Origin of the sequence: Cobetia sp. UCD-24C, from assembly GCF_001306765.1 — a bacterium.
GTDB lineage: Bacteria > Pseudomonadota > Gammaproteobacteria > Pseudomonadales > Halomonadaceae > Cobetia > Cobetia amphilecti.
The window spans coordinates 18,616-32,818 of record NZ_LJTD01000015.1; the positions used below are offsets into that span (position 1 = coordinate 18,616).

Genomic DNA, 14,203 nt, shown 5'->3' on the forward strand with positions numbered 1-14,203 from the left:
ATTTCCGCTCGGCGCAACATCGATGCTGAAATGGAATCTCACAGTTTTCTTACCAGAATATTAACTGAGCACCTTTGCATCGTTATAATGAGCAGGCAAACAACACCCTCACCCTGACAGGCAGTCCATGGACTGTCCGGAGAGTCCCTTGTCTCGCCTGACTTCGCATACCCAGCACCATAACGCTGTCCCGCTCCCCATCAGCGCCGAACAGCCGCTGTATGGGCGCAAGCCCACTTCGCTCTTCATGCAAGCCTGCCTGCGCCTGGCCATCTATGCGCCGCTGGTGGCCGCGATGATGTCGCTGGTCATGCATGATGCCCACCACTTCGGGGATGTCGGCTTCAGCGAAGCCAGCTGGACAGAACACATGCAGAGCACTCTGTTGGCCTTGAGCGCAGCCACCATGTGGCTGGTGCATTCACGCCTGCCGGACCTGCGCACCATCAGCCTGCTGCTGTTCGGCCTGTTCGCGGCGTCCCTGATCCGTGAACAGGACGCCCTGCTCGACGGCATGATCGGCGATGGCAGCTGGCAGTTCCTGGTCAGCGTGGTCGCGATCCCGGTCATCATCGGCGTATGGCGCAACCGCAGCCGCTTCATTGCCGAGTTCGAGCACTTCGGACGCAGCTTCGCGTTCGGCCTGTTCGGCGCCGGCTTCCTGGCGACCTACGTCTTCTCACGCCTCTACGGTCGCTCGGAATTCTGGGAAACCCTGATGGGGGACTCCTACCTGCGTTCGGTCAAGAATGCCGCCGAGGAAGTCACCGAACTGTTCGGCTACACCCTGATGGCCATCGCCGTGATCGAGATCGTGCTGCTGGCGATCCGCATGGGCCGCCAGCGCCGCGCCCTGCTGCGTGAGCTCAACGCCAACGACTGAGCCCGACAGCAAAACCCTCTTGCCGAGCTGCACGCAAGACCTGTCGCACGACCGTCACTTCGCCCTGCCCCATGAAACAACGCGAAGTGACGTGACATGAAGCACAGCACGAAGCGCAAGAGACAGACAGACCCGTGACTCTCCCAAAAGCCGCTGCTCACCAGAGCCGCGGCTTTTTTTCGTTTCTACTCTCAACAGGCTTTGCTCAACAGTCTCTGCTCGACAGCCTTCTCTCGACAGGCTGCGCTAGACAGCCGTCTCTCGATAGCCATTGCGCGAGGCGCTGACAGAAAACGGCTGGACATCAAATGAGAATGATTATATTTTACTAAGCAGTGGATACAATTCAACTATCGCCACTGCCACAGGAAAGCACCGACAGGATCTTGACCGTGTCATGCCCTCATTCTCAAGGAGCCTCACATGCGCTGGTTCAGTAGCTACCGCTTGCACGGTCATAGTCTTGCCCCCAGTCTCCCGCAGCACAGCCTCATCATCAGCATGCGCTGGCCCAGTCGCTGGCGATTGACGCCCGGCGCCACCGTCGTGGTGGAACATCCCAGGCTCGGCCAGCTGGTCAAGCGCCTGCATCGCATCGACGACAACGGCCGCCTGTGGCTACGCGGCGAGCACCCCGACGGCTTGAGCAGCGAGCAGATGGGGCCAGTCTCCCGTCAGTGCATCAAGGGCCGTGTCGTCTTCAGCGTGGCGGCAACGCCTTCGTCTCACCAGCTGCGCCACGGCGCCTGATAGCCCCACAGGGCACATCACGCAGACCTTTAACGACGCAGTTCGAAGGTGGCAAGGTCCGTAAAGAAAAGCCTGAAGGCGACACATCCCGTAGAGAAAGACCCGTAACGTAAAGCCCACAAACGACAACGCCCACCCCCATTCGCATGGGGGCGGGCGTTGTCTTGTCAGCGAGGCCAGCAGTCGAGGTGTGGCCCCGAGCGCTTCAGATCACTCTTCCATGAAGGAACGCAGTGACTCGGAGCGTGACGGGTGACGCAGCTTGCGCAGCGCTTTCGCTTCGATCTGACGGATACGCTCACGGGTGACATCGAACTGCTTGCCGACTTCCTCGAGGGTATGGTCGGTGTTCATGTCGATACCGAAGCGCATGCGCAGCACCTTGGCTTCACGTGCGGTCAGGCCGGACAGGATACCGCGGGTCGCTTCGATCAGACCTTCGCCGGTGGCGGAGTCGATCGGCGAGACCATGGTGCCGTCCTCGATGAAGTCACCCAGGTGCGAATCATCATCGTCACCGATCGGCGTCTCCATGGAGATGGGCTCCTTGGCGATCTTGAGCACGCGACGCACCTTGTCTTCCGGCATCTCGAGACGTTCGCCCAGCTCTTCCGGCGTCGGCTCGCGACCCATTTCCTGCAGCATCTGACGCGAGACACGGTTCAGCTTGTTGATGGTCTCGATCATGTGCACCGGAATACGGATGGTGCGCGCCTGGTCCGCGATGGAGCGAGTGATCGCCTGACGGATCCACCAGGTGGCGTAGGTCGAGAACTTGTAACCACGACGGTACTCGAACTTGTCCACGGCCTTCATCAGACCGATGTTGCCTTCCTGGATGAGATCCAGGAACTGCAGACCACGGTTGGTGTACTTCTTGGCGATGGAGATGACCAGACGCAGGTTGGCCTCGACCATTTCCTTCTTGGCACGACGCGCCTTGGCTTCACCGATCGACAGGCGACGGTTCACTTCCTTCAGCTCGCTGACCGGCAGCTGGACCATGTCCTGCTCGAAGGCGATCTTGCGCTGGGCACGCAGCACGTCGGCACGGAACGGCTCGAGCTTGTCGGCGTACTTCTTGCTGCCACCGATGAAGCTGTCGAACCAGTCCATGTCGGACTCGTGGCCCGGGAAGGCCTTGATGAAGCTCTTGCGAGGCACCTTGCCGCGCTTGACGAAGATCTGCAGGATGACCTTTTCCTGCTCGCGCACCTGCTCGACGGACACGCGAACCTGACCGACCAGACGCTCGAAGTGCTTGGGCACCAGCTTGATCGGCGAGAACAGCTCGGCAAGACGGTCCTGCTCGGCTTTCGCCTCGGCAGAGCCGGAACCGTACTTCTCGATGGCGGCCTTGGTCGCCTCGTTCTGTTCACGGATCTGCTCGAAGCGGACGCGGGCCAGCTCGGGGTCCGGGCCACCTTCAGAGGCGGAATCGTCGTCTTCGTCTTCGTCGCCTTCGGACTCTTCGCCCTCGGGAATCTCTTCGACTTCCTCGACTTCGACTTCAGCGACACCCGGCACGCCTTCGTCAGGGTCGATGAAACCGGAGAAGAGATCGGACAGACGTCCGCCGTCTTCGCCCAGAGTGCCGTCGTAGGCTTCCAGGATGGAGTCGACTGCCCCCGGCAAGAATGCCAGCGACGACATCACCTCACGCGTGCCCTCCTCGATCCGCTTGGCGATCTTGATTTCGCCTTCGCGGGTCAGGAGTTCCACGGTGCCCATCTCACGCATGTACATGCGGACGGGGTCGGTGGTGCGTCCCACATCGCTTTCCACCGCGGCGAGGGCGGCAACGGCCTCTTCGGCGGCAGACTCGTCAGTGGAGGAATCAGACATCATCAAGGTATCGGCATCGGGCGCTTCTTCCGCGACCTTGATGCCCATATCGTTGATCATGCTGATGATGTCTTCCACCTGTTCGGGATCAGCGATATCCTCGGGCAGGTGATCGTTGACCTCGGCATAGGTCAGGTAACCCTGTTCCTTGCCGCGCGCGATCAACTCCTTGAGACGCGACTGCTGCTGCGCATTACCAGCCATAGAACCCCTATCTCGACGAAGAAGAATGAAGCACCTGGACGCGACGCGGCTCAGCGAGTGAGCATGGCGCCGGTATAGGGACGAAGAGAGCATCAAGCGCACCAGTATAGCGTGCCATCAGGAGATGCTGCCAGCGGCGTATTTGCCGGACCATCCAGGTGTGTTAGCGTTATCGGTTACGTTGCGGCAGTCCGCATCGGGAGCTACCTCATTAAATAGTGGGCATGAGTGCGTCTTTCAAGGCCATGGGCGTATTTTCCTGCGCCATCGCCTCAGCTCTCACGGCATTTCCACCATTGTCGGCCTTCCTTGCACCGAGACTGCGTCAGCGCCGTGTTGCCAGCTCCATCAGCAGGGCCATCAGCCGCTGCTTCTCTTCTGCCGACAACTTCTCGCCACGCTTTTCCTTGGCCAGCAAGGCCTGATATTCCGCTTCCGGCGTGGTGCGCGCCTGCTGATGCTGGCAATGCTCCACCAGCCCCTTCAGCTCTTCGCTGCGCACGTCACGCGGAATCAGCAATTCACGGGCTGCCAGCTGCTCAAGCCTCGGTCCCTGCGCGGTACCGAGGAAGTGCGCCAACAGCACCTGTGGCGAACGATACTGCCCCGCCTTCAAGAGACGCACCACGTCGTTCAACAGCTGCGCATCCTCACTGTCGACCGGCTCGCCCGCTCCTTCGATCCACTCATTGGAGTCAGGCAGCTCGGCGACCAGCTGCGGCTCGTGCACCAGAAGATGCAACAGGCGCGTCAGCATGCTGACCGAGGTGCGCTTCTGAGACCTGGCCGGCGTCGCACGCGCGGCTTGAGCGCCTTGGCCCGCAGGCATCTCGCCATGCGACTGCCAGTCATCCGGCTGCCAGTCATCGGGCTCGCTGTCGCCGAAGCCGGCATCTGCCATCGCCTCCAGCGACGACCACTCATCCTGCGCGTCACTCAGCGTCGCGCCGTCCTGAGAACTGGCAGCGGGCGTTGAACGCGGTGCCGAATGTGTCGCGCCGGGCTGACGTTGCTGCTGTTGCGAACGCTGCGGTTGCTGACGTTGTTGCGGTTGCTGACGTAGTTGCTGGTGCTGACGCAGCCGTGCCTGCTGGGCTTCACGCGCCGCGGCGCGCTCCACCAGCATGGCATCCAGCCGCTCACGCTCCAGACCACTGCGCCGCTCAAGTTCCTTGAGCAAAAGCGAGCGCAGCACGCCTTCGGGCACGCGCGAGATCCACTCCAGCGCCTGGGTCACGAACCGCTCGAGCTGCTCCATGCGCTTGAGGTCACGCCCTTCCGCGGCCTGCTCGAACAGGAACTCGGAGAGCCCGGAGGCGCAGGTGACACGCTTCTCGAATGCCTCCTGACCCTCACTGCGCACCAGGGAATCCGGGTCCTCGCCTTCCGGCAGGAACAGGAAGCGCGCCTGACGCCCATCGATCATGACCTCGAGCACGGTCTCCAGCGCGCGGCGCGCCGCCTGGCGGCCGGCCTTGTCGCCATCGAAGCAGAACACCACTTCATCGACCAGGCGATAGAGGCGCTTGAGGTGCTCCTCACTGGTCGCGGTGCCCAGGGTCGCGCAGGCATTGCGAATGCCGTACTGCGCCAGCGCCACCACGTCCATGTAGCCTTCGACGATCAGCATGCGTTCCAGCTTGCGATTCGCCTCACGGGCTTCAAACAGACCGTAGAGCTCGCGTCCCTTGTGGAAGACGGGAGTCTCGGGAGAATTCAGGTATTTGGGCTTGGCGTCGCCCATCACGCGACCGCCGAAGGCGATGGTGCGGCCTTTCCAGTCACGGATCGGGAACATCACGCGATCGCGGAAGCGGTCATAGCGGCGACCGCTTTCCTCGTGATGGATCAGCAGACCGTATTCGATCTGCACATCCTCGCTGACACCCAGCTTGCTCAGGTGATGCTTGAGGTGCTCCCAGCCTTCCGGCGCGAAGCCGATGCCGAAGTCACGCATGACCTCACGCGACAGACCACGGCCTTCCAGATACTCACGTGCCGGCTGCGCGGCCGGTTCCGTCAGGCGCTGACGATAGAAGTCCGCGGCCGCCTCGAGCAGATTGACGCCCTCTTCGCGGGCCTGCTCGCGACGCTGGCGCTCACGGCGCTCGTGCGGACTCTGGTTGCCGCCTTCGCGCGGCACTTCAAGCGCCAGCCGCGAGGCCAGCTGCTCCACGGCCTCGGGGAACGGCAAGCGATCGAACTCCATCAGGAACTTGAGGGCACTGCCGCTCGCCCCGCACCCGAAGCAGTGATAGAACTGCTTGTCCGGGATGACATTGAACGAGGGAGAGTTTTCCTGATGGAACGGGCAGAGGCCGACATAGCTCTTGCCGGCCTTCTTCAGCTGGACGCGCTCACCCACCACCTCGACCACGTCGGTGCGGGCCAGCAGATCGTCAATAAAGCCTTGGGGGATAAGACCAGCCATGATTCGCCAGAAGTCGTGGAAAAACGGACTGACCGCAAGATAGTGACGACTCAGCAAAGTGAGCGGCTACCTTCGGGTCAGGCCATTCCTCGAGTTAGCGACATGTGCCAGGCAACGGCACACGGCTCGAGAACAAACGGACCACTAGAGACAAAAACAAGCGGCCACCGTGAGGCAGCCGCTTGGTGTCCTTCCAGAGAGCAGACTATCACTCCCCAAAAGTACGGATCAGTAGAGACGCTCGAAACGCTTGCGCTCACGCTGAACCTTCTTGGCGTGGCGCTTTACAGCGGCCGCCTGCTGACGCTTGCGAACAGCTGTCGGCTTCTCGTAGTGCTCACGACGACGCACTTCGGAAAGAACACCGGCTTTTTCGCAGGAGCGCTTGAAACGGCGCAGGGCGACGTCGAACGGCTCGTTGTCACGTACTTTAACTGAAGGCATTAAACACTCACCTACCTTGAGATCATGAGTTCGGTTTGAACGCACATCCGGTGCAGCCACTCCTCAGGAGCTACCAGCCAGCGACGGTAAACCGCCACCTGCAGGTCGATCCAGCATCAATCAGTCGCCTGCGACACCACCGGTGAGGGTAGCCGTCGCTGGCTGGAATCATGATTCGGGGAGCTTTTGCGGGGTGGTCGGATGCACGACCCAGTCTTGCAGAGTGCCATATTCTAGACACCCGCCCCCGGCTTTGCAAACGCGGAAACCGGAAATCCTCTCTGCCTCAACGCCAGCTGGCGCGACACCCGTGCTCTCAGCCAGTAGAATGTCGCGCATTCACGGCACACACGCCTCTCGGGCTCGCTCAGGCAGCCTCGCTGGCCGTGCCGTCCTCTACTTCTGATATTTCCTGAGAGTCAGCCATGCGTGTGCTCGGCATCGAGACTTCCTGCGACGAGACCGGCGTCGCCATCTACGACACGGACCAGGGCCTGCTTGCAGATGCCCTCTACAGCCAGATCGCCATGCACGCCGAGTTCGGCGGCGTGGTGCCGGAACTGGCGTCGCGTGATCACACTCGCAAGCTGCTGCCGCTGATCCAGCAGGTGATGGATGAGGCGCAGCTGAAGGCCGCTGACATCGATGCCATCACCTATACCGCAGGCCCGGGCCTGGTCGGCGCGCTGATGGTCGGCGCGTCCACCGCACATGGCCTCGCCAAGGCATGGGGAGTGCCGGTGCTCGGCGTCCACCACATGGAAGGCCACCTGCTGGCGCCGATGCTGGAAGACGACGCGCCCGAATTCCCCTTCGTGGCGCTGCTGGTCTCCGGCGGACACACCCAGCTGGTCGCGGTGCGCGGACTGGGCGAATACGAGCTGCTCGGCGAGTCCGTGGATGACGCCGCCGGCGAAGCCTTCGACAAGGCCGCCAAGATGCTGGAACTGCCCTACCCCGGTGGCCCGCAGGTCGCGAAGCTGGCCGAACAGGGCGACCCCAAACGCTATCGCTTCCCGCGCCCGATGACGGATCGCCCGGGCCTCGACTTCAGCTTCTCCGGCCTCAAGACCCACACCATGGTCACGCTCAAGAAGGCCAAGGCTGCGGATGACCTGGATGAGCAGCACTGCGCCGATATCGCACGCGCCTTCGAGGAAGCCGTGGTCGACACTCTGGTCATCAAGTGTCGTCGCGCACTGGACCAGACCGGCCTCAAGCGTCTGGTCGTCGCCGGTGGCGTGAGTGCCAACACCCGCCTGCGTGAGCGTCTGAGCCATGAGCTGACCAAGCGCAATGCCCGCGCCTACTACCCGCGTGGCCGCTTCTGCACCGACAACGGCGCGATGATCGCCTACGTGGGCGCGCAGCGCCTGAATGCCGGCGAGCAGGACACCGGCCCGATGAAGGCCGTGCCGCGCTGGCCGCTGGACAGCCTGGCGGCCCCGAGCACAGCGCAGGACTGAGCCCTGTCAGACGCCGGTACCCTACCAGACAACAACGTCCTGCCGATGAGAATCGGCAGGGCGTTGTTGTTGAGGGGCCAGTCATGCTCACCGCCGGACACTGACACCAGCGACGTGCTGCCTGATGGTATCAGACCGAGACATCAGAGAGCAGCGTCAGACCGTGGCATCGGCGCGCGAGATCATGCGACAGCGCCAGCTGAAGTCCACCGGCCATAGCGGCTGCTGTTCGGCGCGCCCGGCGGCCACGAAGGCCTTCCACAGCGAAGCGTAATCCTCGCCGGTGACGGGGTGGCGCTCTTCGCCGAACGACTCGGCCAGCGGCAGCAGCACGAAGGCATTGCGATCGACCTCATCGCGCGGCAGCATCACGCCATCGATCTCCCCGGTCAGGGTACCGACGGTCAGCAGGTCCAGATCCAGGGTACGCGGACTGAACTTGGCGCTGTTCTTGAGGCGACCATTGGCCAGCTCGAGCTGCTTGCACCAGGCCTGCAATTCGCCGACGCTCCAGTCGCTCTCGAAACCTGCGACCAGGTTGAGGAAGTTGCGCCCGTCGACGAAGCCCACCGGCTCGCTCTCGTAGACGGAGGACAACGTCAGGTTGCCGAAGGTCGCCTCCAGCGCATCCAGGCAGACCCGCACATGATGCTCGCGCTCGATATTGCTACCGATGGAGATCAGTACCAGACTCATGCCGGCGCATCCGAGACGGTCTCGAGGCTGCCGCGCACGATGCGCACGCCAACGGCGGCGGCTTCCGGCACGGCGCCCGGCTTGCGCACCGTCATGGTCAGCCAGGGAATGCCGAACTCTTCACGCAGCAGCGCTGCCAGGCGCTCGGCGAAGGTTTCCACCAGCTCGAAGTGGCTTTCTTCGGCGAAGGTCTGGATGCGCGCGCTGATGGCGGCGTAGTCCAGGGTGTGCGTCAGGTCATCGTCGGCAGCTGCGGCACGAATATCCGTGGCCATTTCCAGATCCATCACCAGACGCTGGCGAATGGTACGCTCCCAGTCATAGACACCAATCACGGTTTCCACGGCCAGAGCCTCGATCAGCACACGATCCACGGCGTTACCTCTATGCTTGTCGAATGAACGAATAAAAACGACGCCCAAGGCCCCGCCATCATGCGACTGATTCTACTGCACCCGGCCCCTGCTTGGCCAAGCTGCCTGCCCCTATCTCCCTGCCTGTGTGCGACACCTCGGGCACGCAGCGAGTCGACATCATGCTGACGGGCCTGATCGAGTGGGCCGCGCAACTGGCCGCCTGGCAACAGTTGAGCCTGCTGATGGCCGTGGCCTATGCCAGCGGTTCGGTGCTGGGCGCGGTGTGGATCTGTCAGCGACTGGGGCTGGCCGACCCACGCCTGGCGGGGTCCTTCAATCCGGGCTTCTCCAATGTGCTGCGGCTGCATGGCGCACTGCCCGCCGCCCTGGTGCTGGTCTTCGATGCCGCCAAGGGTATGCCGGCACTCTGGCTGGGGCTGGCGCTCTCGCTGCCGCCCTGGGCACTGGGATTGATCGGGCTGGCCGTGCTGATCGGCCACAGCCTGCCGCTGTGGCACCGTGGCCATCGCGGCGGCAAGGCCGTGGCCGCTGCCTTTGGCGTGCTGCTGATGCTGGCGCCGGGCGTCGCCTTGAGCTGCGCCGCGCTGTGGGTCGGGCTGGCCTGGCGACTGCGTACGGCGGCCATCGCCTCGCTGGTGGCCGGACTGGCGGCACCCCTGTTCAGCCTGTGGCTGGCGCCGCAGATGAGCGGCGTGATTCTGGTCTTCGCCAGTCTGATCGTGATTCGTCATGCGCTGAATCTACGCCGCCTGAGCGATGGCAGCGAGCCGCGCCTGTAAGCATGCTCTGCTCGCACGCAGCGCACTGCTCATGAAAAACACGCTCTGCTCAAACGCACGCTACGCCTCACAGAGCCCCCTTCCTGCGGCCAAGACGCAAAAGCCCCGGCACAGGGCCGGGGCTTGCGGGATCATATGCTCGGGTCATTTGCTCAGAGCAGGTGCTCAGTGACTGTGTCCGCAGCCGCAATGAGGCGCGTGCACTTCCGGCATGGCCTGCCATTCGCTCAGCGCCTGCTCGATGGCCTGCTGGCGTTGCTCACTGAGCGCACGCCCGATCTCCGCCCCTTTCAGGCCCTGTTCGACCAGAGACTGCGGCGACACCGCCGTCGCGGCTTGCCAGACGGCATTGCCCAGCCGCGCCAGGCCCTTGTCTTCGACGGCCAGCAGGGCCACCAGCACCGGCTGGCGCTCGCCACGCCGCCAGGCATCGACACCATCCAGCCAGGCCTTGAGATCGGCTGCGCTCACGCCACCTTCCCGCCGCGAGGCCTCGTTCAATTCCCGGCACAGACGTGCCTGCTGGGCGGCGTCACGCACGGCGCTGGGCAGGCGCAAGTCCTGCGCCAGGGCATCGATCTCGTCGCGTGACAGGTGCTCCACCAGGCGCGCCATGCGCCAGCAGACCATCTCCGCCTCATCGACCAGCTGACGCGGCAGGCGGTCCAGACGCGCCAGCGCCGCTGTGAGCTGTTCGGCATCGCGGGTCAGCGGCGGCATCAGCACCGCCAGCGCCCCAAGCTCATCGAGCAGCTGGAAGTAGGCCTCGGGACTGGCCTCGCCCAGCGCCTTCTCGGTCTCCTTCCAGACCCGCTCGGCCACCAGATGCGAGACCTCGCCGCTCTCGACCATGGCGACCATCATCTGCCGTGTCTCCTCCGCGACCGTGAAGCCGAGCCCCTGATAGCGCGCCAGAAAGCGTGCCACGCGCAATACGCGCAGCGGGTCTTCGCTGAAGGCGCTCGAGACATGACGCAACACGCGCGCCTCGAGATCCGCCAGGCCACCGTAGGGGTCGATCACCTCGCCCTGCCCCGGCGTGCTGTCGAGCGGTTCGGCCATGGCATTGATGGTCAGATCGCGACGAATGAGGTCCTCTTCCAGCGTCACATCGGGACTGGCATGCACGCTGAAGCCGACATACCCGTGGCCTGACTTGCGCTCGGTACGCGCCAGCGCGTACTCCTCCTGGGTCTGCGGATGCAGAAAGACCGGGAAGTCCCGCCCGACCGGTCGGAAGCCACGCGCCTGCATGTCTTCCACCGTCGCGCCCACCACCACGAAGTCACACTCGTGCCACGGCCAACCCAGGTGCGCATCACGCACCGCGCCGCCCACGCGATAGACCTCAAGCCCGCTCAACAGGCGGTCACGCGAATCGGTCAGTGAAGAAGGCGTCGTCTGAGTCATGCGAATGTCCTTGCCCTGCGGCACGAGATACAAAGCTGAATGAGGAAAGCGAGGAAGTAAGGCCAGTGATGGCAGCCACGTGCAGACGGCGTCAGCTACCGCTCTCGACGTCATCGCCATGTGTCAGTTGGTACTGGGTAAAGCCACCATCGAGGGAATAGACCTTCTCGAAGCCCTGACCCGCCAGCCAGGCGGCGGCCTGCTGACTGGAATGGCCGTGATAGCAGACCACCACCAGCGGCTTGTCGCGCGGGGTGTCTTCCAGAATGGCACCGGCACTGGCGTTGTCCAGATGACGGCTGCCCGGGATACGCCCCTGCGTGAAGCTGAGCGGATCGCGGATATCGAGTACCACGAGCGACGGGTCGCGTTGGCGCCAGTCACTGAGGGTTGCGAGATCAAGATGTTCGAAACTCATGCGGACTCCGCTTGTTGAGTAAGGGAAAGGCATTCGCCAGCGACGGCAGACCTGCTGTCACTGGCGACGGGAGGGCGCTCAGCGCGAGGTCAGCGCCGGCTCGAAGACGCGCTCTTCCGTCTCGAGATTGAGCGCCGTCAGGCCACCGCCCCACACGCAGCCGGTGTCCAGCGCCTCGACATCCTGACGCGCCGCCGGCGCCTCGCCTTCCAGAGCAGCCCAGTGACCGAACAGCAGGCGCGGCGAATCATCCCAGGCCCCTTCGGGACGCGGGTACTGGAACCAGGGACGGCTCCCCTCCGGCGCGCTGTCCAGCCCTTCCTTGGCCGCGAAATCCAGTCGGCCATCACTGTGCAGAAAGCGCATGCGCGTGAAGACATTGACGATACAGCGCAGGCGCGGCGTGCCTTCGAGATCCTCCTGCCAGCGGTCCGGCGTATTGCCGTACATCTCGCCGAGAAAGCCTCGATAGTCGTCGCCCGCCAGCACGGCGTGCGCTTCACGGGCATAACCGGCCGCCTGGTCCAGCGTCCAGCTCGGCAACACGCCGGCATGGCTCATCACCGTGCGGCGATTGCCGACCAGCGCATCCACCATCAGCGGCTGACGACGCAGCCAGTCCAGCAGCTCCTCACGGTCCGGCGCCTCGAGAATCGGCGTCAGCGTATCGGAGCGCTTGTGGCGGCTGAAGCCCTCAGCCACCGCCAGCAGGTGGAGGTCATGGTTGCCCAGCACCACCCGCGCATCATCGCCCAGCGACTTGACCAGACGCAGGCACTCCAGCGAGCCCGGCCCGCGATTGACCAGGTCTCCCGCCAGCCACAGCACATCGCGCCCCGGCGTGAAATCGAGGCGCTGCAAGAGAAGTTCAAACTCTTGATGGCAGCCCTGCAAATCGCCAATCGCCCACTGCGTCATGCCCACTCCCTGACCGCCGTGGCGGTCTGACTTGCTGTCTTGAATACGAAACGCTGCGTCACGCGGCCACCCTAGTGAACCTGATGCGGACCGGCGAGACGGAACGGTGCGATGGCGACCTCGAAGGTGCGCGCATGGGTCGCGTCACAGAAGGTATAGGCCCCCTGCATCACGCCGACCGGCATGTCGAGCACGGCGCGCGAGGTATAGCGAAAGCTCTCGCCGGGCGCGATCAGCGGCTGCTTGCCGACCACGCCCTTGCCACGTACTTCCTGCTCATCGCCGCTGCCCTGGGTGATCTTCCAGTAGCGCGCCAGCAGCTGCACGGTCTCATCCGTCCCGTTGTGCACGGTGATGGTGTAGCGGAACACGTGTCGGTTCTCGCTCGGACGACTCTCGTCGGCGCAGTACTCGGGTACGGCGTCGATACGGATGTCCGCCACGCTACTCATGCGTCGTGGTCGCTGGCGTTGCGGGCATCGCCCTTGGCATCGCTCTCGGCATCGAGGCGCTCGCCACTGTCACTATTCCCATCACTATCACTACCACTGGCACTGTCGGCTGCCGGCGCACCGTGGCCGACATTGCTGCGTGGACGCTTCTTCGGTGCCTTGTCGGCCTTGTCCACCGTCATGCCCTGCTCACTGAGGTGGTTGCTGATCATCACCAGCTCAGCGACGGTCAGCGTCTGCGGACGACGCGAGGGATCGATGCCCAGCGCGGTCAGCTGGTCGGCATCGATGCGGCCCTTGAAGTTGTTGCGCAGCGTCTTGCGGCGCTGGGAGAAGGCTTCGCGCACGATGACAGCGAGCAGCTTCTCGTCCTTGGCCGGATGCGGCAGTTCACGGTGCGGCACCAGACGCACGATGGCGGAATCCACCTTCGGCGCAGGGAAGAAGGCGCTCGGCGGCACCAGGAACAGATTTTCCACCGCGCAGTAATACTGGGTCATCACCGACAGGCGGCCCCAGTCGGTGCCACCCGGCTCGGCGGCCAGACGCTCGACGACTTCCTTCTGCAGCATGAAGTGCATGTCGGAGATCGCGCCGCGTGCTTCCAGCAGGTGGAAGATCAGCGGGGTGGAGATGTTGTACGGCAGGTTGCCGACCACGCGCAGTGCCGGGCCATCACCGACCAGCTCCGGGAAATCGAAGCGCAGAGCATCGCCTTCGTGGATCACGAAATCCGGGTAGTTGAAGAACTGCACGCGCAGACCCGGGATGAGGTCACGGTCCAGCTCGATGACTTCCAGCTTGCCTGCCGCTTCCAGCAGCGGGCCGGTCAAGGCACCCTGCCCCGGACCGATCTCGACCAGGCGCTCGCCTTCCGCGGGACGAATGGCATTCACGATGCGAGAGATGACGCCAAGGTCCTGCAGAAAGTTCTGACCGAAACGCTTGCGAGCGCGATGCGCGGGGAAATGTTGGGACATGGGACTGACCTTCCTCCTGGGAATCCGTCGGGATTCCCGACAACAAGACGCCGCCATGGCCTGCAGGGACACAGGCAGACCGGGGCGGCGAGACCATCCTCGATGGTCGAATGACTGGGGTAGCGAGACGCCACGCTGTGGCACACGCCT

Annotated in this window: 13 protein-coding genes and 1 pseudogene; 4 read left to right on the forward strand and 10 right to left on the reverse strand. The window is 63.6% G+C overall.

All coding sequences use genetic code 11. From position 1 onward, the window contains the following. Nucleotides 1-148: 148 nt before the first annotated feature. On the forward strand, nucleotides 149-883 hold the full coding sequence (locus tag AOG28_RS16450; RefSeq protein WP_107335965.1) for a hypothetical protein: 735 nt from the start codon (nucleotides 149-151) through the stop codon (nucleotides 881-883). A gap of 423 nt (nucleotides 884-1,306) precedes the next feature. Continuing rightward, nucleotides 1,307-1,633, forward strand: a complete 327-nt coding sequence (locus AOG28_RS16455) for a hypothetical protein (RefSeq protein ID WP_054557224.1) — start codon at nucleotides 1,307-1,309, stop codon at nucleotides 1,631-1,633. A gap of 210 nt (nucleotides 1,634-1,843) precedes the next feature. On the opposite strand, the gene rpoD is transcribed toward AOG28_RS16455, so the two are convergent. From rpoD to rpsU, 3 genes are all read right to left on the reverse strand, one after another. Beyond that, on the reverse strand, nucleotides 1,844-3,682 hold the full coding sequence (gene rpoD / locus AOG28_RS16460; protein ID WP_043334650.1) for an RNA polymerase sigma factor RpoD: 1,839 nt from the start codon (nucleotides 3,680-3,682) through the stop codon (nucleotides 1,844-1,846). Nucleotides 3,683-4,007: 325 nt separating this feature from the next. Continuing rightward, nucleotides 4,008-6,113, reverse strand: a complete 2,106-nt coding sequence (gene dnaG / locus AOG28_RS16465) for a DNA primase (RefSeq protein WP_054557243.1) — start codon at nucleotides 6,111-6,113, stop codon at nucleotides 4,008-4,010. Between the two features lie 228 nt (nucleotides 6,114-6,341). Then, nucleotides 6,342-6,557 carry a 30S ribosomal protein S21 gene (rpsU, locus tag AOG28_RS16470; protein ID WP_024951433.1) on the reverse strand — a complete coding sequence of 72 codons (216 nt, stop codon included), beginning with the start codon at nucleotides 6,555-6,557 and terminating at the stop codon, nucleotides 6,342-6,344. A gap of 425 nt (nucleotides 6,558-6,982) precedes the next feature. Between rpsU and tsaD the strand changes: the two genes are divergently transcribed. Further along, nucleotides 6,983-8,023: a tRNA (adenosine(37)-N6)-threonylcarbamoyltransferase complex transferase subunit TsaD gene (gene tsaD, locus AOG28_RS16475; protein ID WP_054557225.1), complete on the forward strand. Its 1,041-nt coding sequence runs from the start codon at nucleotides 6,983-6,985 to the stop codon at nucleotides 8,021-8,023. A gap of 156 nt (nucleotides 8,024-8,179) precedes the next feature. Here the strand turns inward: tsaD and folK are convergent, their stop codons facing one another. Continuing rightward, nucleotides 8,180-8,719 (reverse strand): 2-amino-4-hydroxy-6-hydroxymethyldihydropteridine diphosphokinase, encoded by a 540-nt coding sequence (gene folK / locus AOG28_RS16480; RefSeq protein WP_054557226.1) that lies wholly within the window; start codon nucleotides 8,717-8,719, stop codon nucleotides 8,180-8,182. Beyond that, nucleotides 8,716-9,093, reverse strand: a complete 378-nt coding sequence (gene folB, locus AOG28_RS16485; protein WP_043334640.1) for a dihydroneopterin aldolase — start codon at nucleotides 9,091-9,093, stop codon at nucleotides 8,716-8,718. Before folB ends, folK begins: the two co-directional genes overlap by 4 nt. Nucleotides 9,094-9,254: 161 nt before the next feature. Here folB and AOG28_RS16490 point away from each other — a divergent pair, with 161 nt between their 5' ends. Continuing rightward, nucleotides 9,255-9,875, forward strand: a complete 621-nt coding sequence (locus AOG28_RS16490; protein WP_082388932.1) for a glycerol-3-phosphate acyltransferase — start codon at nucleotides 9,255-9,257, stop codon at nucleotides 9,873-9,875. Nucleotides 9,876-10,040: 165 nt separating this feature from the next. On the opposite strand, the gene AOG28_RS16495 is transcribed toward AOG28_RS16490, so the two are convergent. The 5 genes and pseudogenes from AOG28_RS16495 to rsmA all read right to left on the reverse strand — a co-directional run. Beyond that, complete coding sequence (locus AOG28_RS16495) at nucleotides 10,041-11,285, reverse strand: polynucleotide adenylyltransferase (RefSeq protein WP_054557227.1); 1,245 nt, start codon at nucleotides 11,283-11,285, stop codon at nucleotides 10,041-10,043. A gap of 91 nt (nucleotides 11,286-11,376) precedes the next feature. Beyond that, complete coding sequence (gene glpE / locus AOG28_RS16500) at nucleotides 11,377-11,703, reverse strand: thiosulfate sulfurtransferase GlpE (protein WP_054557228.1); 327 nt, start codon at nucleotides 11,701-11,703, stop codon at nucleotides 11,377-11,379. Between the two features lie 78 nt (nucleotides 11,704-11,781). Next, nucleotides 11,782-12,621, reverse strand: a complete 840-nt coding sequence (locus AOG28_RS16505; protein WP_054557229.1) for a symmetrical bis(5'-nucleosyl)-tetraphosphatase — start codon at nucleotides 12,619-12,621, stop codon at nucleotides 11,782-11,784. Between the two features lie 71 nt (nucleotides 12,622-12,692). Beyond that, nucleotides 12,693-13,073 (reverse strand): Co2+/Mg2+ efflux protein ApaG, encoded by a 381-nt coding sequence (apaG, locus tag AOG28_RS16510; RefSeq protein WP_043334633.1) that lies wholly within the window; start codon nucleotides 13,071-13,073, stop codon nucleotides 12,693-12,695. A 191-nt stretch (nucleotides 13,074-13,264) separates the two neighbouring features. After that, a pseudogene (gene rsmA / locus AOG28_RS16515) lies at nucleotides 13,265-14,053 on the reverse strand (16S rRNA (adenine(1518)-N(6)/adenine(1519)-N(6))-dimethyltransferase RsmA); the annotation flags it as partial. Between the last annotated feature and the right edge of the window lie 150 nt (nucleotides 14,054-14,203).